At 66.6% G+C, this 19,808-nt stretch carries 12 protein-coding genes; 9 read left to right on the forward strand and 3 right to left on the reverse strand.

Annotated elements, in window-relative coordinates; all coding sequences use genetic code 11:
* Positions 1-66: 66 nt before the first annotated feature.
* The 9 genes from ACQZF9_RS16815 (at position 67) to ACQZF9_RS16855 (ending at position 14,714) form a co-directional block, all read left to right on the forward strand.
* On the forward strand, positions 67-1,887 hold the full coding sequence (locus ACQZF9_RS16815; protein WP_428310110.1) for a hydantoinase B/oxoprolinase family protein: 1,821 nt from the start codon (positions 67-69) through the stop codon (positions 1,885-1,887).
* Between the two features lie 10 nt (positions 1,888-1,897).
* Complete coding sequence (locus ACQZF9_RS16820) at positions 1,898-3,973, forward strand: hydantoinase/oxoprolinase family protein (protein ID WP_428310111.1); 2,076 nt, start codon at positions 1,898-1,900, stop codon at positions 3,971-3,973.
* Positions 3,974-4,109: 136 nt separating this feature from the next.
* Positions 4,110-6,575 (forward strand): CaiB/BaiF CoA transferase family protein, encoded by a 2,466-nt coding sequence (locus ACQZF9_RS16825; protein WP_428310112.1) that lies wholly within the window; start codon positions 4,110-4,112, stop codon positions 6,573-6,575.
* A gap of 156 nt (positions 6,576-6,731) precedes the next feature.
* Complete coding sequence (locus ACQZF9_RS16830) at positions 6,732-7,757, forward strand: helix-turn-helix domain-containing protein (protein WP_428310113.1); 1,026 nt, start codon at positions 6,732-6,734, stop codon at positions 7,755-7,757.
* A gap of 36 nt (positions 7,758-7,793) precedes the next feature.
* Positions 7,794-9,098 (forward strand): cytochrome P450, encoded by a 1,305-nt coding sequence (locus tag ACQZF9_RS16835; RefSeq protein WP_428310114.1) that lies wholly within the window; start codon positions 7,794-7,796, stop codon positions 9,096-9,098.
* A gap of 124 nt (positions 9,099-9,222) precedes the next feature.
* Positions 9,223-10,062: an SDR family NAD(P)-dependent oxidoreductase gene (locus tag ACQZF9_RS16840; protein ID WP_428310115.1), complete on the forward strand. Its 840-nt coding sequence runs from the start codon at positions 9,223-9,225 to the stop codon at positions 10,060-10,062.
* A gap of 100 nt (positions 10,063-10,162) precedes the next feature.
* Positions 10,163-12,601 carry a TonB-dependent receptor gene (locus ACQZF9_RS16845; protein ID WP_428310116.1) on the forward strand — a complete coding sequence of 813 codons (2,439 nt, stop codon included), beginning with the start codon at positions 10,163-10,165 and terminating at the stop codon, positions 12,599-12,601.
* Positions 12,602-12,637: 36 nt separating this feature from the next.
* A complete protein-coding gene (locus ACQZF9_RS16850) occupies positions 12,638-12,967 on the forward strand; it encodes a 2Fe-2S iron-sulfur cluster-binding protein (RefSeq protein ID WP_428310117.1) in 330 nt (109 codons plus the stop codon).
* Between the two features lie 25 nt (positions 12,968-12,992).
* Entirely contained in the window at positions 12,993-14,714 is a 1,722-nt protein-coding gene (locus ACQZF9_RS16855) for an FAD-dependent oxidoreductase (protein ID WP_428310118.1), read from the forward strand.
* Between the two features lie 3 nt (positions 14,715-14,717).
* Here ACQZF9_RS16855 and ACQZF9_RS16860 read toward each other — a convergent pair whose 3' ends face one another.
* From ACQZF9_RS16860 to ACQZF9_RS16870, 3 genes are all read right to left on the reverse strand, one after another.
* Positions 14,718-15,431 carry a siderophore-interacting protein gene (locus ACQZF9_RS16860; protein WP_428310119.1) on the reverse strand — a complete coding sequence of 238 codons (714 nt, stop codon included), beginning with the start codon at positions 15,429-15,431 and terminating at the stop codon, positions 14,718-14,720.
* Positions 15,432-15,543: 112 nt separating this feature from the next.
* Positions 15,544-19,023, reverse strand: a complete 3,480-nt coding sequence (locus ACQZF9_RS16865; RefSeq protein ID WP_428310120.1) for an indolepyruvate ferredoxin oxidoreductase family protein — start codon at positions 19,021-19,023, stop codon at positions 15,544-15,546.
* 149 nt (positions 19,024-19,172) lie between these two features.
* Positions 19,173-19,649, reverse strand: coding sequence for a VOC family protein (locus ACQZF9_RS16870; RefSeq protein ID WP_428310121.1), 477 nt, complete (start codon positions 19,647-19,649; stop codon positions 19,173-19,175).
* Positions 19,650-19,808: the final 159 nt, after the last annotated feature.

The raw sequence follows: 19,808 nt of genomic DNA on the forward strand, positions 1-19,808 counted from the left end.
GCACGTTCTGTCGAGAATCACTGCGCCGATCACCGGAACATGCGGCCACAGGTCCGGAGAATAGCCATGTCATTTGAACTGAACCACAAGCTCGCCGCGAAGCGCGAGCCGCTGCCGACTACGGCGAAAGTCGATCCGGTCACCGCCAGCATCATTCGCGGCGCCTTCGAGACCGTGTGCTTCGAGGCGGCGACGCATCTGGGCCGAGCCGCCTCGTCGCCGATCATCAACCAGTCCAACGAGCGCAACGGCAGCATCATCGACGCGCACGGCCGCCTCGCCGGCGTGTCGGTCGGCACGCCGCACCTGGTGTTCATTTCGCAGCTGACGGTGCGCTACGGCCTGCAGTTTCTCGACGCCTACGACTGGGGCCCGGGCGACGTGTTCGTCGGCAACGATCCGGATTTCGGCGGCGGACATCTGCCGGACTACAACGTCTACGCGCCGGTTTACGACGACAACGGCGAGCTGGTGCTGATCCAGGCGCTGCAGGCTCACCAGGGCGACACCGGCGGCAAGGACCCGGGCGGCTTCACGCTGGAGGCCACCGACATTTTCACCGAAGGCCTGGCGATCCCCTGCCTGAAGCTGGTGCATCGCGGCGAAAAGCGTCGCGACGTGATCAAGCTGCTGGAGCGCAACAACCGCTTCCCGTCGTTCGCCGGCGATCTGGCGGCGATGATCGGCGCCGTGCAGCACTGCGTGAAGCTGCTCGAAGGCGTGGTGCGCAAATGGGGCGCGGAGACGGTCAAGGCCGCGGTCAACTACAACATCGACCACACCGAAAGAAGCTTCCGCGAAGAAATCGCGAAATGGCCGGACGGTTCCTACTCCGCCGACGTGCTGATCGATCACGACACGCTGGGCACCAAGGACGTGCACGTGCACGTCGAATGCACGGTCAAGGGCGATCAGCTCAAGGTCGACCTGACCGGCTCCGACGCGCGGCCCGAGCTGGTTGGCGTCTGGAACACCTTCGCCAACAGCCGCGGCTATGCGATGACCCAGCTGGCGTCGATGATCGATCCGCGCATCGTCAAGAACGAAGGCCTGTTCCACGCGGTCGAGATCGTGCTGCCGGAAAACACCATCGTGCATCCGCCGATCAACAAGCCGGCGGCGCTGGGCTCGTTCCACCCGGCCTGCGAAATCATCGAGGCGATCTGCGTCGCACTCGCCGACGTCGTGCCGGAGCGCTCCTGCCCGCAGGTCTACAAGATCGGCATGCCGAACGCGGTGATCGGATTCGACGCGCGCGGCATGTGGATGGACCAGGGTGTCGACGCGCGCTCGATGGATGCCTCCGCGGTACAAGGCGTCGACGGCTGGGGCTCGTCCTGCGTCGGCCTCGGCAATCTGTTGCTGTCGGAAGCCGAAGACGCCGAGAGCCGCTTCCCGATCATCAACATCAGCCGCGAAATGACCACCGATTCCGGCGGCGCCGGCCAGTGGCGCGGCCAGCCCGGCAGCCTCAACGTCAAGAAAGTGCTGGAGCCGACGATGGCGATGGCCTGGATGGTGTCGTCCGAGCATCCGCTGCGCGGCCTCTGTGGCGGCGACGATGCCGGCCCCTATTCCAACCACTTCGAAGTCGGCAGCGCGCGCGAACGCAAGATCGAGCTGTCGACACAGGCGCAGCTGCCGGCCAACGCGGTGATCGCCTACCAGCACGGCGGCGGCGCCGGTTTCGGCCGCGCGCTGCTGCGCGATCCGGAAGCGGTCAAGGACGACGTGCTCGACGAGAAAGTCAGCCTGCAGGCGGCACGCGACAAGTACGGCGTCGTGCTCAGCGGCACGCTGGCGGAATACGACCTCGCCGTCGACGTCGCCGCGACCGAAGCACTACGCAGCAAATTGAAGGCCACGCTCGTGGCCAACGCAGCCTGAGGCACGCATCGTGACTTATCGAGTCGGCATCGACGTAGGCGGCACCTTCACCGATTTCGCGATGCTCAAGGGCAGCGACGTGGTGCTGCACAAGAACCTGAGCACGCCGGACGATCGCTCGATCGGCGTGATGACCGGCCTGAAGAAACTCGCCGAAATCGAAGGCCTGGCGCTCGGCGATTTCCTGAAAAGCTGCGATGCGATCGTGCACGGCACGACCATCGCCGACAACACCCTGATCGAAATGAACGGCGCCGTCACCGGCCTGATCACCACCGAGGGTTTTCGCGACGAGATCGAATATCGCCGCGGCTACAAGGAAGACATCTGGGACGTGCGCCTGGCGCCGCCGGTCGAGATCACGCCGCGGCGCCGGCGGCTGACCGTGCCGGAACGCGTGCTGGCGGACGGCACGGTCTACAAGCAACTCGACGAAGCTGCGGTCCGTGAGAGCTGTCGCCGGCTGAAGAAGCAGGGCGTGGAATCGGTGGCGATTTCGCTGCTGTTCTCGTTCGTCAACAGCGCGCACGAAAAGCGCGTCGCGCAGATCGTGCGTGAGGAAATGCCCGGCGTACACCTGTCGAACTCGCACGAAGTGCTGCCGCGCGCGCCGGAGTACGACCGCACCAGCACGACCGTGGTCAACGCCTACGTCGCGCCGCGCGTGACCTCGTACCTGGAAAAACTGGTGGAGCGGCTGAAGCAGGCCGGCTACGCGCACCAGCTGATGGTGATGCAGGCCAGCGGCGGCGTGATGACCAGGGAATACATCGAGGGCGCGCCGATCCGCGTGCTCGCCTCCGGCCCGGCCGGCGGTGTGATCGGCTCGGCGCATGTCGGCGGCGCCAAGGGTTATCCGAACCTGCTGTGCGTCGACATGGGCGGCACCTCCTACGACATGTCGGTGGTCATCAACGGCGCCGCGCCGGCCGAAACCGGCTGGAACATGCATCACCGCTACCTGATCGGCGTGCCGATGGTGAAGGTAGAAACGCTCGGCGCCGGCGGCGGCTCGATCTGCTACGTCAACAAGGGCGCGCTCGAAGTCGGCCCGGCTTCGGCGGGCTCCGAGCCCGGCCCGATCTGCTATGGCCGCGGCGGCACGCGGCCGACGATCACCGACGCGCTGCTGATGCTCGGTATTCTGTCCGCCGATTCGGACTTCGCCGGCGGCAGCTTCTCGCTGACCCAACAGGGCGTGGCCGAGGCCTTCCAGCAGCTTGGCGAGGCGATGGGCTACAGCGCCGAAGACGCGGCTTTCGACTGCTTCCGCGTGGTCAACGCCAACATGAGCCAGGCGGTCACGCGCACCGTCGCCGGCAAGGGCATCGACCCGAAAGACATGGTCATGCTCGCCTATGGCGGCAACGGCCCGGTGTTCGCCGCGGTGCAGGCCGAAGACCTGGGCATTGCCAAGGTCCTGGTGCCGAAAGCCTCGCCGACGTTCTCGGCGCTGGGCACCCTGGTCGCCAATCCGAGCATCGACGAGGAGCGCTCGTATATCGCGCCGGCCGGCGGCCTGGATCTGGACAAGCTCAGGGCGCTGTGGAGCGAGCTGGAAACGCGCGCCGCGAAATACTTCACCGAAGCTCGCTTCCCGGCTACGCAACTCAGCGCGCAATACCAGATGAAGATGCGCTATCCCGGGCAGAACTGGTCGCTGACTTTCGATCTGCAGACCCATCAGGGCCTGCACGACCTGTCCTTCGTCGATGCCGCGCTGAGCGGCAAGGCGATCGCGCTGTTCAACGCGCGCCACACCGAGGAGTTCGGCCACATTCGCGAAGGCGAGCTGCCGGAAGTCACCGGCGTGCGCCTGGTCGCCTCCGTCGCGACGCCGTCGCCGCGCGTTGCGGCCGGCTTCACCGCGACCCGGATCGCGCCCAAGCCGGTGAAGACGCGCCGCGCCAATCTCGGCAAGGGCTATCAGGCGACGCCGGTGTTCCTCGGCGCCGAATTCAAGCCCGGTACCGAAGTCAGCGGCCCGGCGATCATCGAGGAGACCTTCACCACGATCGTGGTGTATCCGGGCTGGAAGGCGCAGGTAGACGACGCCGGTGACTACGAGCTGACGCGCGTCGTCTGAACTCCCTCTCCCTCCGGGAGAGGGCCGGGGTGAGGGCCCATCCGTCACAACGAGGGCGGCTATCGCGACGGCACCCTCACCCGTCGCTTCGCGCCACCCTCTCCCGGAGGGAGAGGGAACAAACCAGGAGCCTGCCTTGTCCGCATTGAAACCCTACAAAGTGCTGGAACTCTCCGAGAGCGTCGCTGGCGAATACTGCGGCAAGCTGCTCGCGGACTTCGGCGCCGACGTGCTCAAGATCGAGCGCCCGCAGTTCGGCAGCCCGACGCGCGCGCTGGGTCCGTTTTCGGTGCATGGCAACGCACCCGAGAACAGCGGGCTGTTCGCCTATCTCAACACCAACAAGCGCTCGGTCGAACTCGATCTGTCGGACGCGGCCGGCATCGAATCGCTGCAGACACTGCTGCGCGGCGTCGATCTGGTCATCGACGATCACGCGCCGGGCTGGCTGGCACCGCTCGGTCTGGACCCCGAGCGTTTCCAGCAGGCACATCCGCAGCTGCTGCTGTGCGCGATCACCGCGTTCGGCCAGTCGCCGCCCGACGATCGCCTGCATGCCGAAGACCTCAACGTGTTCCATGCCAGCGGTTGGGGCTATCACACGCCCAGCGGCGCCGACCCGAAACTGCCGCCGCTGAAAGGCCCGGGCCGTTTTCTGGCCAGCTACGAGGCCGGGCTGGAAGCGGCGCTGTGCAGCGTCGCCGCGCTGTATGAGCGCGAAACCTCGGGGCGTGGCCAGTTCATCGACATTTCCAGGCAACAGGTGCTGGCCTCGCGCGTCGACTACGTGCTCGGCCAGATGGTCGCCGGCGACATGGACGTGCGGCCCGACCGCAGCGCATTCGACCTGTTCGGCCCGGCCGGCATCTTCCGCTGTGCCGACGGCTACGCCTACATCTGGATGTCGGCGCCCGCGCACTGGCAGGCGCTGGGCCAGCTGCTCGGCGAGCCGGCATGGATGAAGGCGTTCCCGGAACGCTGGCTGGAGCGCGACTGCACCGCCGAGCGCGTCGCCGAATGCCGGCTGCACATCGGCCGATGGCTGGCGACGCAGCGCAAGGACGAGGTATCCGCCGCCGCGCAGCAGCTCGGCCTGACCCTGGTCGCGGTCAACAACGCGCGCGATCTGCAGCAGTCGCCGCAATACCAGCATCGCGGCTTCTTCAGCGAGGTGAACCATCCGGTGCTCGGCAGAGCAAGCTATCCGACCGTGCCGTACAAGCTTGGCGCGACGCCGGCGCAGATCGTCACGCCGGCGCCGTCGCTCGGACAACACAACAACGCTGTGCTGTTGCCCTCTCCCTCCGGGAGAGGGTGGCGCGCAGCGCCGGGTGAGGGCGCTGCCGATAGCAAGTTGCCGGCTATCGGAAGCGCCCTCACCCCTAGCCCTCTCCCGGTGGGAGAGGGGAAAAAAAGCAGCCGCGGCGGCCCCCTGGCCGGCCTGCGCGTCGTCGAGCTGACCAAGGTCTGGGCCGGCCCCTACGCCGGCAAGCTGCTCGGCTTTCTCGGTGCCGAAGTGATCCGCGTCGAAAGCCTGGGCTCGCTCGACGTGACCCGCACCTACGGCGTCGCCGACATCGACCAGGCGCCCGGCTTCCAGGCGGTGAATCCGCAGAAGCTCAGCGTGCAGATCGACATGAAGACGCCGCGCGGCATCGCGCTGCTGCTGGATCTGCTACGTCACGCCGACGTCGTCATCGAGAACCTGCGGCCCGGCGCGGTCGATCGCCTGGGCCTGGGTTACGAAGCGGTAAAGGCGGTGAACCCCGGCATCGTCTACGTGGCGATGGGCATGTGGGGCAAGACCGGGCCGCTCGCCTACCAGAGCGGTTACGCGCCGTGCTTCGCCGCGCTCGGCGGCGTCAGCGCGCTGGTCGGTTATGCCGGCGGCGCGCCGGCCGGCATGAACGTGCGCTATGCGGATTCCACTTTCGGCGCCGCCGCCGCGTATGCGGCGACGGTCGCACTGCTGTACCGGCGCCACAGCGGCGTCGGCCAGTTCATCGATGTGTCCGCGGTCGAAACCATGAGCAGCATGATCGGCGACTCGATCATGGATTTCGCCTTGAACGGCCGCATCACCGAAAGCGACGGCAACCGCCATGCGCAGATGGCGCCGCACGGCTGCTACCCCTGCCGCGACGGCGGCTGGATCAGCATCGCGGTGGCCTCGGACGCCAGCTGGAATGCGCTGGCCACCACCATCGGGCTGGCCGGCGACGCGCGCTTTGCGCAATACGCCGATCGCAAGGCCAACGAGGACGCGCTCGACGCACTGATCGCGCAATGGACGGCCGGCCGCGACGCCGCCGAACTCGCCAACGAGCTGCAGCGGCACGCCGTCGCCGCCGCCGCCAGCCAGAGTTCGGTGGACCTGGTGGCCGATACGCATCTGTGGGCGTCGGGCTTCTACGCCGAGGTCCACGACGCGGCCGGCAACGGCAAGACCATCGTCGGGCCGTCGTGGAAGCTGACGCGCGGCGCCGCGATCCGTGATGCGGCACCGCGGCTGGGCGAGCACAACGCCTACGTCCTCGGCGGGATTCTCGGGCTCAGTGCCGAACAGCAGCAGCAGCTCGCCGAGGCCGGCGTGACCCGCTGATGCGGCAACCGCGGCCTTGTCCATGCGCGAAATGTACAAGCCGCCGCGCGCAATGCGGGGATGGCCGCCGGGCCGCGAGCTAGAATCGAGCGACAGCCGGCACGCAGATCGGCGGATGGCGCGGGCAAGGCACAGAGTACGGCCGGAGAACTCAAGGTGACGGAAACACTGTTTGCATTCGACGAGCGCAACTACCGCAACTGCCAGAACAGTTTCCGCGGCGCCCGCAACCAGGAGTATTACCTGGGCGAATATTCGATCGAGGCCGGTTCGGTGATCGACGTGCGCGCCGACAAGAAGGCCGTCGGCTCCTGCTCGATCATCCGGCTGCGCTCGAAGACGCGGCTGTTCTTCAAGCGCACCTGGGCGCATATCCGCGAAGACGCCACCGACGTCACCGTGCTGTGGTTCGTCAAGCGCGGCCGGCTGTGCGTGTCGCACCAGACCGGCCATTGCGTCGCGCGCGCCGGCGACTTCGTCATCACCAAGTCGGCGACGCCGTTTTCGATCGAATGCCAGACCGACGACGACGGCCTGCACGAAGTGTTTCACGTGATCATCCCGGCGCATTCGCTGCGCCGCTTCATTCCCCAGGACGTCAGCACCGGCTTTTCGGTGTCGGCGCGCGGTCGCGAGTTCGTCATCGCCGAGCACATCCTGACCGACATCTTCGAAGACGCAGGCGAGCTCGCCGAACACAGCTCGCAGCTGCTGATCGACAGCGCGCTGTCGGTGCTCAGCGACGCGATCAAGCGCGACGCCGCCTGCCCGGTGCGGCAGACGATCTCCGACCAGCGTCTGCAGGACGTGATGCGCTACATCGACATCCACCTGTCCGACCCGACGCTGAGTGTCGCCACGGTTGCCAAGGGCTGCGGCATTTCCGCGCGCTACCTGTCGTTCCTGTTCAAGGTCCACGGCACGCCGTTCTCGACGCTGGTCTGGGAAAAGCGGCTGAAGATGGCCAGCCTGTGGCTGGCGTCGAGCAAGCCCGGCGACATTTCGGTCAGCAAGGTCGCCTACAAGGTCGGCTTCAAGAGCGCCGCGCATTTCAGCCGGATGTTCAAGCGCAACTTCAACATGAGCCCGCGCGAATATCGGTCCGTGCCGCGCAACGGCGCGTCCGCCAAGACTCTGCCCGCCTACCAGATGCCGGCCGGCAGCGAGACCGCGCTGCAGTAGGCCGCGCGCATCGTCAACCACACCAGAGATCGCCAAATGGAATCCACGCAGGCCGGCCAGTGCCCGGCAGGGTTTGGCAAAACCGCGCTCGCCGACATGAGCCTGAGCAACCCGGCGATCGGCGCGCAGCCCACGGCCTTCTACCAGGCGATGCGCACCGAAGACCCGGTGCATTACGACGACAAGCTCGGCATGTGGCTGGTGTCGCGCTACGACGACATCGTCACCGTGCTGCGCGATCCGCTGACCTACTCCGACAAGCACGGCTACGCCGCGCAGTACGCCAGCGGCTTCTTCGCCGAGTTCAAGGAAATCCTCGAGCGTGACGGCGGCGGCTTCTTCGCCGACGCGATCAAGGACGATCCGCCCGGCCACACTCGTGTACGCCGCCTGCTCGACAAGGCCTTCACCGCGCATCGCGTCGCGACGCTGGAGCCGGGCATCACCAGAATCATCACCGACCTGATCGAACAGCTCGCCGACAAGGCCGCCGGCGGCCAGGTCGTCGACGGCGTCAACGACTTCGCGATCCCGCTGACGATTTCGGTGATCTGCGAGCAGCTGGGCCTGGCGCAGTTCAACGCCGGCAAGATCCAGCGCTGGTCGTCGGCGGTGACCGCGCAGATCGGCCGCATGCAGAACCGCGAGCAGATGCTGGAAAACGCGGCGCAGATCTGCGATCTGCAGAACTTCATCATCGCCGAGATGAAGGCGCGCGAAGCGCAGCCGCGCGAGGACATGATCAGCGACCTGGTGCATGCGACGCTGGACGACGGCAGCAAGCTGGAATTCGGCGAGGCGGTGTCGCTGGTGCGTGCGCTGATCATCGCCGGCAACGACACCACCGCGACCGCGATCGGCAACCTGCTGTTCGTGCTGGCGACGCGCCCGGAAGTGGCGAAGACGCTGCAGGAATCGGTCGACGACGACCGCCTGATGAACCGCTTCGTCGAGGAGCTGCTGCGCATCGAGCCGCCGGTGCGCGGCCTGGCGAAGATGACGACCAAAGAAGTCGAACTCGGCGGCCGCAAGTTGCCGAAGGACGCGCACCTGCTGGTGCTCTACGCCTCCGGCAACGACGACGAAACCCAGTTCGCCTGCCCGCGCGACTTCGACCTGAACCGCAGCAACATCAGCAAGCACGTCGCCTTCGGTGTCGGCGTACACCGCTGCGTCGGTGCCTCGCTGTCGCGCATGGAGATCAAGGTTGCGGCGCGCGAAATCGTGCGGCGTATCAGCGATATCAAGCTGGCGATACCGGTGGATCAGATCCGCTATCAGCCGACGGTGGCGGTACGCTCGATCGAGAAGCTGCCGCTGACGTTCAGGCGGCGCGGCTGATTCGGAGACAGCGCCCCACTACACCCCGTCATTCCCGCGCAAGCGGGAATCCAGAGCAGAAAGCGCTGCTGTGGCTCTCACTGGATTCCCGCTTACGCGGGAATGACAAAATGCGGAGTTGCCCGTGCCCCAGGAACTAGCCGGAAAAGTAGCCATCGTCACCGGCGCCGTCGGCGGCATCGGCCGTGCGACCGTGGAGTTGTTTGTCGCCGAAGGCGCGCACGTGGTGCTCGCCGACGTCGACACCCAGCAGGGCGAGGCATTCGCCGCGCAGTTCGGCGCTGCTGCCGTGTTCAAACGCTGCGACGTGTCCAATGGCGACGACGTCAAGGCGCTGGTCGCATTCGCGGTGTCGCATTTCGGCGGCCTGCACATCATGTTCAACAACGCCGGCATCTCCGGCGCGCAGTACCCGCGTTTTCTCGACGACGATCTGCAGGATTTTCAGCGCGTGATCGGCATCAACCTGTTCGGCGTGATGGCCGGCAGCCAGGCCGCAGCAAAGCACATGGCGAAAAACGGCGGCGGCGTGATCATCAACAACGCCTCGATCGCCGGCGTGCTGCCCGGCCAGGCGCTGATGAGCTACCGCGCCAGCAAGGCCGCGGTGATCATGTTCAGCAAGTCCAGCGCGATCGACTTCGCCGAGTACGGCATCCGCGTGAATTGCCTTGCACCAGGCCATATCCGCACGCCGCTGACCTCGTTCGCGCCGCCCGATGCAGCGCCCGAAGTCGCGGCGCGAGTGAAAGCCGCGGTCGGCGCGGCCTTCGACATCAACCAGCCGCTGAAGCGCACCGGCTACCCGGTCGACGTCGCCAACGTCGTGCTGTTCCTGGCCAGCGATCGCGCGGCCCAGATCACCGGCGTGGTGCTGCCGGTCGACGGCGGCATCACGGCCGGCGACCCGGTGAATCACCTGAGCGAGATCCAGGCGGCACGCGCCAGGGCGCTGTCGCTGTAAGGCGGCTCAAAAAAATAAAGCACAAGCGGCAACAAGCCGCGAAAACGTGGATCGACGGGGACTGGGAGAGATAACCGTGAGCACAAAAGCAGATGTGGTCTTGAGTCGTAAAACAACCTCGACATCGGTTGCGCTGGCCGCGCTGATGTCGCTGCTGCCGGCCGCGGCGGCCGCACAAGAGGCCACGACGGATGCCGCAACGCCGGCAACCGAACCGGCGGCGACGGAACCGACGGCGGTCCGCGGCGACGACATCGAGGAAGTCACTGTCACAGCGCGGCGCCAGGCCGAAAGCCTGGAGAAAGTGCCGACTTCGATCACCGCGCTCGGCGCCGCGGCGCTGGAGGCGCAAGGCATCAGTTCGCAGGCCGACCTGCAGCTTTCGGTGCCCGGCCTGACTGTGCGCCAGACCCAGGGCTCGAACTCGCTGACGTTCTCGATCCGCGGCCAGACCGTCGACGCCTTCACCGGCTCGCGCACCGCGGTCGTGCCCTACTTCAACGAAGTGCAGCTGGGCGGCGGCGGCGCCTCGACTTTCTTCGACCTCGAATCGATCCAGGTGCTGAAAGGCCCGCAAGGCACCTTGTTCGGCCGCAACACCACCGGCGGCGCGGTGCTGTATACCTCGGCCAAGCCGGACGAAGAATTCGGCGGCTACGTCAAATATCGCGGCGGCAGCTACGACCTCAGCGAAGGCCAGGCCGCGATCAATATTCCGCTGTTCGACAAGACCCTGCTGCTGCGCCTCGCCGGCGACGCGATCTATCAGCAGGGTTTTCAGCACAACGAATACGACGGCCGCGATCTGGGCCAGGTCGACCGCAAGAGCGGCCGCCTCAGCGCGCTGTGGCGGCCGCTCGACAAGCTCGAAAACTCGCTGGTGTTCGAAGCCGACAGTATCAAGGGCACCAGCACCGCGACGCGGCTGCGCACCGTCAACCGCGGCCATATCGATCCGAATACCTTCGGCATCGTCTGCGACGATCCTAACGTGGTGAACTGCGCCAGCGACGCGCTGTTCAGCCCCGGCGTCGACGCCTACTACGGCCCCGGCTTCTGGGATTCCTACATCGCGGCGCACCCGAACCTGAATCCGGCCGGCATCGCCGCCTACCTCGACCAGGATTCGCCGAAGCTCGGCTTCTGGGACGCCAACGAAGTCGCGCCGGTGTTTCACGACGAGGACGACGTGCTGGTCTCCAACGCGACCAGCTATCAGCTCAGCGACAAGATCAAGCTGAAGAACATCTTCGGCTACGCCAGGTCCGACACGCGCGACCTCGGCAGCTCGGTCGGCGCGCCCTACGCCGTGTTCTACTCGGCGAACCTGTCGCTGGACGAGTTCGGCAATCACGTCGAAAACCGCAGCGTTTCCGACGAAGTGCAGCTGCAGGGCCTGGCCTTCGACGACGCGCTGAACTACATCGTCGGCGCCTACTACCAGAAGGAAGTGGCGAAGACGCTGTTCCCACAGGTCTACTTCGACTACTCGCCGGTGCAGCTCGGCAGCAGTGTCGACAGCCACTTCCAGATCGAGGACGAGACGCCGGCGGTGTTCGCACAGGGCACGTATGCGCTCACCCAGAAACTGAGCTTCACCGCCGGCGCGCGCTACACCTGGGAGTCGGTCAACATCCACCAGCTCGAAGGCAGCTCGAATCTGGCCGACCCGACGCAGCCGGTGCGCCAGAGCACGCACGACAGCGATCCGAGCTGGACGCTGGGCCTGTCCTACCAGGCCACCGACGACCTGCTGCTGTACCTGACGCACCGGCGCAGCTGGCGCAGCGGCGGTTTCAACGGCACCGCGCCGCCGACCGTCGCCGGCGTCGACGGCCTGACCAACCAGTTCAAGCCCGAGACCACGTACGACGTCGAGCTCGGCGCCAAGTTTGCCGGCCGCCTGCTCGATCGCCCGGTGCGCGCCAACGTCGCCGTATTCAACCAGTGGATCGACGACATCCAGCGCGCCGAATTCCCCGATCCGCCGGGCCCGGCCAGCTCGATCGCCTACACCGTCAACGTGCCGAAAGCGCAGGTTTCCGGCCTGGAAATGGATCTGACGATCAAGCCTTTCCCGCGGCTGGAAACCGGCCTGTCCGGCGCCTGGACCTATGCGCGTTTCATGGACGGCCACGACACTGCAGAAGTCTTCGGCACCACCTACGTGTTCGGCCCTTACGCCGACACGCCGCGCGCATCGGGCTCGGTGTACGCCAGCCTGCTGCTGCCGACGCCCGAAGCCTGGGGCACGATGGATCTGCGCGCCGATCTCTACGGCCAGACCCCGATGTATTTCTCCAACAACAACTCGACGATCACGCCCGGCACCGAAATCCCCGGCTACGGCATCGTCAACCTGCGCTACAGCTGGCAGGACCTGTTCGGTTCGCATTTCTCGCTGGCCGCCTATGCGCGCAACCTGACCGACAAGGAGTACTACGCCGGCGGCTTCGCGCTGACCGCGTCGCTGGGCGTGAACTCCACGGCCGTCGGCTCGCCGCGCATGTTCGGCGCCGAGCTGAACTACGATTTCTGATCTTCAACGCGGCAGCGCAACACGGAGAGTCGATTCATGCGTGGCATCAAGGTGGTCCTGGTTCAAAACGACGGCGAAGCGCGCGTCATCGACAACGCGCCGATCGGCACCACGCTGATGGAAGTCGGCCGCAATGCCGGCGTCGACGGCATCCTCGGCGACTGCGGCGGCGGCTGTTCCTGCGCCACCTGCCATGTCTATGTCGATGCCGACTGGCAGGCCAGGGTCGGTGCCGCCGACGAGGTCGAGATCGCGACGCTGGACATGGTCTCGCACATCGTCAAACCCAGCAGCCGGCTGTCCTGCCAGATCGTGCTCGGTGAACAGCTGGATGGCCTGAAAGTCACCGTCGCGCCGCTGGATTGAAAGCAGCGGCTTGTGGAGAAAAAGCATGAGCAGCAATGAAAGCTATGACGTGATCGTGATCGGCTCCGGCGCCGCCGGTGCGATGGCCGCACTGCGTGCCAGGGAACTCGGCCTGTCGGTGCTGATCGTCGAGAAGGCGCACAAGTATGGCGGCACCTCGGCCACCTCCGGCGGCGTGCTATGGGTGCCCGACCATCAGCTGGCGCCGAATGACGACAGCCGCGACAGGACCATGGAGTATCTGAACGCGGTGATGAGCGGGCCGATACAGCGCGACCGCTTGGCCGCGTATCTCGACGCCGCGCCGCAGATGGTGCGCTTCATGAAAACGGTCGGCATTCCGGTCAACGTCGCCGCCTGGCCGGACTACTATCCGCATGCGCCGAGCGCGCGCGGCGACCGCTCGCTGATCTGCGACACTTTCGACGGCCGCGAACTCGGCGACACGCAGTTCCCGCTGATGCGCGAGCAGTACAACCGCTTCAAGGTGTTCGGCCGCTACTCGATGGACGTGATGGAGTTCTTCTCGATCTCGACGCGCGCCAAGGGCTGGGTACTGACCTTCATCAAGATGTTCCTGCGTTACTGGACCGATTTCGGCACGCGCAAGCTGACCGCGCGCGACCGCCGCTTCACGATGGGCGCGGCGATGATGGGCTGGCTGTACAAGGCGGTGTTCAAGCGCGGCATCGAAGTACGCCTGGATACGCGTCTCGACTCGCTGCTGATGAGCGGCAACTCGGTCGGCGGCGTCACGGTCGTTCACTACGGGCGCCGGTACGACATCGGCGCGCGCAAGGGCGTGGTGCTGTGCGCCGGCGGCTTCGAATGGAACCAGGAACTGCGCGAGCGCTTTTTCCCGGTGCCGGGCCTGACCCGCCACAGCAGTTCGCCGGAAGACGCCAACCGCGGCGACGCGCTGATCGCCGGCATGGACATCGGCGCCGCCACCGAGCACACCGAGTCCGGCTGGTGGATCCCGACGATGCAGATGCCGATGGCGAGCGCCTCGAACTTCGAGGAGATCCATCAGGCCGCGTTCGACGTCGGCCGCCCGCACAGCGTGGCGGTGAATCGCCTCGGCCTGCGCTTCGTCGACGAAGCCTGCGGCTACGACGACTTCGGCAAGGCGATGGTCGCGGATCAGCTGAAGACCGGCGCGAACACGCCATGCTGGCTGGTGTTCGACGCGACATTCCGCGAGAAATTCTCCGCTGGCGGCATCATGCCGACGATCCTGATGCCGGACAAAAAGATTCCGCCGGACTGGTGGGATCACTACCTCTTCCGCGCCGACAGCGTCGATGCGCTGGCCGCGAGGATTCATCTGCCCGCCGATGCGCTGAAGCGGACCATCGCCAACATGAACGGGTATGCGAGGACCGGTGTCGATCCGGAATACGGCCGCGGCAACAACGCCTACGACCAGATGTTCGGCGACTGGAACGTCAAGCCCAATCCCTGCCTCGGGTCCATCGACAAGCCGCCGTATTACGCGCTGCCGATCAACCTCGGCGACCTCGGCACCAAGGGCGGCCTGAAGGCCGATGCGCAGGCGCGCGTGCTCGACGGCAACGGCCGACCGATTCCAGGCCTGTACGCGGCCGGCAACAACGCCGGCAGCCCCTTCGGCAACTGCTATCCGGGCGCCGGCGGCACCATCGGCCCGGCACTGACTTTCGGCTTTGTCGCGGCGAATCACATCGCCGCGCAGGCGGCATCCGGCGAGATCAGCGCCGCGGCGTAGCGCTTACTCCAGGCCTTTCTTGCCCGGCGCCCAGTACGCGTGATTGCGGATGCGCCGTTGCGGGATGCCGGCACGGCGCAGGGCCTTGTACAGGCGCTGGATCGCCGGCGCACGGCCGGTCAGTGCGGCGCCGGCTTCCGCATTCGCCTGCAAGGCCGCGATCAGGCGCTGCGCGCAGTCGTCGAGCTGGCGCTCGTCGGCCTCGCGCTGCAGCAGCATCGCATCGCCAATGCCCAGCGCCCGCAGCGCGAGCTGCGTTTCGGCGACCGAGGCGACTTCCAGCACGATGCGCGCACGCGCATCGATATCGCGCAGCGCCATCGCCGTGCTCAGCGAGGTCTCGTCGCCGAACAGCACCGCCGGGGCGGCGACCGTGCGCAGATCGATCGCGCCGCGCGGGCCGCGAATCTGGCAGTCGTCGCCGGCTTCAACCGTGGCAGCCCAGAGCGAGGCCGGACCGTCGCCGTGCAGGTAGGCGACGAAGTCGACCTGGCCGCGTTCGCCGTCCCATTGCGACGGCGTATAGCAGCGCTTGTGCCAGCCCGGCAGCATCAGCCGCACGGTGTCGCCCGGCGTCCAGTCGCGGCCACACAGGTTCTCGCCTTCGAGCCGGATGCGGCGATAGTGCTCGCCCAGTACCTGCACGTCGGCGACGCGTGCGCTGCGCGTGAGCAGGCCCAGCGCGGCACTTTCGATCAGATTGCGTGATGTCGACATGCGGCCAGTATCGACGCTAGTCGATCGGTAGAAAAGCCGGCCCGCGGACTGGAGCGGGCTTGCCCGCGACCGAGACCTCGCAGGGTCGCGGGCAAGCCCGCTCCTACAGGCTTCACGCGGCGCGAGCGCGCGACGGCGTTTGAGCCATCTCAAATGCCTGCAGCAAGTCCTTCAGCCGCCGCTCGTATGCCGTCACCGCCGCACCCTTGACCGGCCCGTAGCCGGCGATCTCCGAAGCTGCGTGCGCGATATCGACCGCTGCGGACAAATTGCCCGCACGCAGCCTGTCCACCAGGCCGAGAATCAGCGCGCGATAGTCCTCGATCAGCCGCCGTTCCAGGCGCCGTTCCGGGAAATAGCCGAACGGATCGAGGGCGGTGCCGCGCAGCCCCTTGAACTTTGCCAGTACGCGAAACGCGCCCAGCATCCATGCACCGAAGCGCCGTTTCTTCGGCCGGCCGCTGGAATCGCGGCCCGGCAGCATCGGCGGCGCCAGATTGAAGCTGAGCTTGAAGTCGCCGGTGAATTGCTCGCGGATGCGCTGCATGAACTGCGGATCGGTGTATAGGCGCGCGACTTCATACTCGTCCTTGTAGGCCATCAGCCGCGCGAGAGTCAGCGCGACTTCGCGCGTGAAGCGCTCGCCGTCACGCAGCGGTAGCGCAGCGACGCGCCGACCGATGTCGTCGACGAAGCTGCGAAAGCGCTGCGCATAGGCCGCGTTCTGATACGAGGTCAGCAGGCGCTCGCGGCTCGCGAGCACCTCGTCGACGGTGGCCAGTGGCACGAGTTGCCTGGCGACGCCGAGCTCGCGCGACAGCGCTTCCGGATCGTGGGCCGCGAGGCGGCCCAGAGCGAAAGTGCGCAAATTGCCTTCGATGAAGCTGCCGTTGAGCCGTATCGCCTGCTCGATGGACGCGATCGACAGCGGCAGCAGGCCGCGCTGCGCGGCGTAGCCCATCATCAGGATATTGGTGCCGATGCTGTCGCCGGTCAGTTCGGTCGCGAGCCGGCTGCCGGGCAGTTCGTACAGGGCGCCGCCATCCAGGGCATCGATCACCGCGGCGCGCATGCGCCCTTCGCCGAGATCGAGATGCTTGTTGGCCTGGAAGTCGCCGGTCGGCGCGACGTCGGTGTTCAAGATCGCCGCGGTGACGCCGGGGCGGACGGTCTTCAGCACCGCCGCGCCGGCGCCGACGATCATGTCGCAGGCGATCAGCACGTCGGTCATGCCCTCGCCGAGGCGCGAGGTGTAGATGCCTTGCGGATCGCGGCCGATGCGGATGTGGCTGGTGACCGAGCCGCCTTTCTGCGCCATGCCGGTCAGATCCAGAATCGTGCAGCCCTTGCCGTCCAGATGCGCGGCCATGCCGAGCAGCGCGCCGATGGTCAGCACGCCGGTGCCGCCGATGCCGGCGACCAGCATGTTGCAGCCGCGCTCGTCGAGCGCCGCGATCGGCGGCAGCGGCAGCGCGGCGATCAGCCGCTTGAGCCGCTCCGGATCGCCGCTGGAACGCACCGCGATCTTCGCGCCGCTGACGGTGACGAACGACGGGCAGAAGCCCTTAACGCAGCTGTAGTCCTTGTTGCAGGTGGACTGGTCGATCCTGCGCTTGCGGCCGAACTCGGTCTCCAGCGGCAGCACGCTGATGCAGTTGGAGGCCACCGAGCAGTCGCCGCAACCTTCGCAGACATCCGGGTTGATGAACACGCGCTGGTCCGGATCGGCCATCAGGCCGCGCTTGCGGCGACGACGCTTTTCTGCGGCGCAGGTCTGCTCGTAGACGATCGCGGACACGCCACTGATCTTCTGCAGCTCGCGCTGCACCTGATCCAGATCGTCGCGGTGATGCAGCGTGACGCCGGCCGGCAAGCCCGCGCTTTTGTACTGCTCGGGATTGTCGGATACCAGCCTCACCGGCTTGACGCCTTCGGCGAGCAGTTGCTGCACCATGCCGACCGGCGTGATGCCCAGCTCCACCGGCTGGCCGCCGGTCATCGCGACCGCGTCGTTGTAGAGGAGCTTGTAAGTCAGCGTCGCTTTGGCGGCGACCGCAGCGCGGATCGCGAGGATGCCGGAGTGCGAGTAGGTGCCGTCGCCCATGTTCTGGAACACATGCGGCAGCTCGACGAACTGGCCGACCGAGACCCAGGGCGATCCTTCGTGACCCATCGGCACGAACTGCATCGTGTTGCGATCCATCACCACCGCGGCGAGGCCGTGGCAGCCGATACCGCCGAGCGCGAGCGCGCCGTCCGGCGTCTTGGTGCTGGTGTTGTGCGGGCAGCCGCTGCAGAAATACGCGGGACGCGTCGTCGCGCTGCCGAGCGACAGCGCACGCGTTTCCAGCGCCTGCAATGCGGTGTATTGCGTATCGACGCGTTCGTCGGCGATGCCAAGCTGCTGCAGCACGGTTCTGATCGCGCTGCGCACCTGCGCGACGCGCAGCTCGCCGGCCGACGGCAGCAGCGGCGTACCGTTCAGATCGTACTTGCCGGTGATCGCCGGACGACGCCGCGCCTCCAGCGCATACAGATGCCGCGCGATCTGCTCTTCCATCACCGGCCGCTTTTCTTCGACGACCAGCACCGCGCTGCTGCCCTGCGCGAAATCGATCAGACGCTTCGGGTCCATCGGCCAGATCAGCGCCGGCTTGTAGACGCGGATGCCGAGCCGCGCGCAGCTGCGCTCGTCGAGGCCGAGGTCGGCCAGCGCCTGGCGCACGTCGAGATAGGCCTTGCCGGCGCTGACGATGGACAGCGTGCGGCGTTCGCCGCCGATGACGACACGGTCCAGGCCGTTGGCGCGCGCGAATGCGGTCGCGGCCGGCAGGCGACGATTGACCAGCGCGTCTTCCTCGACCAGCGGCGGCAGGTTCTGCCGCAGGTTCAGGCCCTGCGGCGGCAGCACGATGTCGCCCGGCGTCGCATAGACGCGGTGCGGATCGGGCAGCGCGATCGATGCGGTCAGATCCAGCGTATCGGTGATGCATTTGAGCGCGACATAAGCGCCGCTATAACGCGACATCGCAATGCCGGCCAGGCCATATTCGATGATCTCGGCGATCGTCGCCGGATACAGCACCGGCAGCATTGCCGCGATCAGCGTGTGCTCGCTCTGGTGCGCGCTGTCCGAGGACTTGCCGCCGTGATCGTCGCCGGCGATCGCGAGAAATCCGCCGGTCGCCGAGGCACCTTCGAGATTGCCGAGCTTCAGCGATTCGCAGGCGCGATCGACGCCGATGCCCTTGCCGTACCACAGCCCGAAGATGCCATCGAAGTCCGACTTGCCGAACCAGGCGAGCTGCTGGGTGCCGCGAATCGCGCTCACCGCGAGTTCCTCGTTCAGACCCGGTACGAAGCGGATGTCGTGCGCGTCGATCAGCTTCTGCGCGCCCCATAGAGCCGAGTCGTAGACGCCGAGCGGCGAGCCCCTGTAGCCCGAGATGTAACCCGCGGTCTTCAGCCCCGCCGCGCGATCGCGTCGCGACTGGTCCAGCGGCAGCCGCACCAGCGCCTGGTTCGACGACATGAATACGCGGCCGCCGGTCTGCAGGTACTTGTCATCCAGCGTGGTTACAGACTTCGTCATCGGGGATTCAAATGGTCTCTGGTTTTACCCTCTCCCCTTGTGGGAGAGGGTGCCGCGCAGCGGCGGGAGAGGGGTTGCGAACTTGAAGAGCACAACCCCTCTCCCGGCCCTTCGGGCCACCCTCTCCCGCAAGGGGAGAGGGCTTGTTGCTAAGCCGGCCGCTTCGGCAGCTTGTCCATGCGGAAATCGCAATGCTCCGCGGTCTGCTGGATCTCGATCAGGTTGCCTTCCGGATCGCGGCCGTAGATCGACTTCACATGACCGACGTCGATCGGCCCCGGCTGGCTGAAGCTCATGCCCAGGCCGCGCAGGCGCTCGACCTCGAACTCGATGTCGGTCGCATCGACGCAGAAATGCGTGTAGCCACGGTCGTAGGGCTGCAGCGGGCCGGGCGCGACCGGCTGCGGCGCGCTGTACTGGAACATTTCCATGTAGCAGTTGCCGGCGCGCAGCATCGCGCCGCGCGCGGCCGAGTTCGGCACGTCGACGATGCGGTCAATGAACTCGCTGTCGCTCCACTCGAAAGGCTCGCCGACCACGTCGAAGCCGAAGGCCTGCTTGTAGAAGCTCACCATGCGGTCCATGTCGCGCACGTGCACGGCGACGTGGTGTATGCCTTTGATCATCGGTCTCTCTCCCCGTTCTGCCTGGAGTTTTTGCCTGGCAAGGCTTGCGAATAGCCGCGAGTCTAGCGAGCGCCAAACCGCGCCAAAGGCGGCTGGCCGGGGCAGGCAAGGCCGGGTGCGCGCGGGGTCATCTGGCCCCGGGAGGTGGGTTGCATAATC

The organism is Hydrocarboniphaga sp. (assembly GCF_965279055.1).
Lineage (GTDB): Bacteria > Pseudomonadota > Gammaproteobacteria > Nevskiales > Nevskiaceae > Hydrocarboniphaga.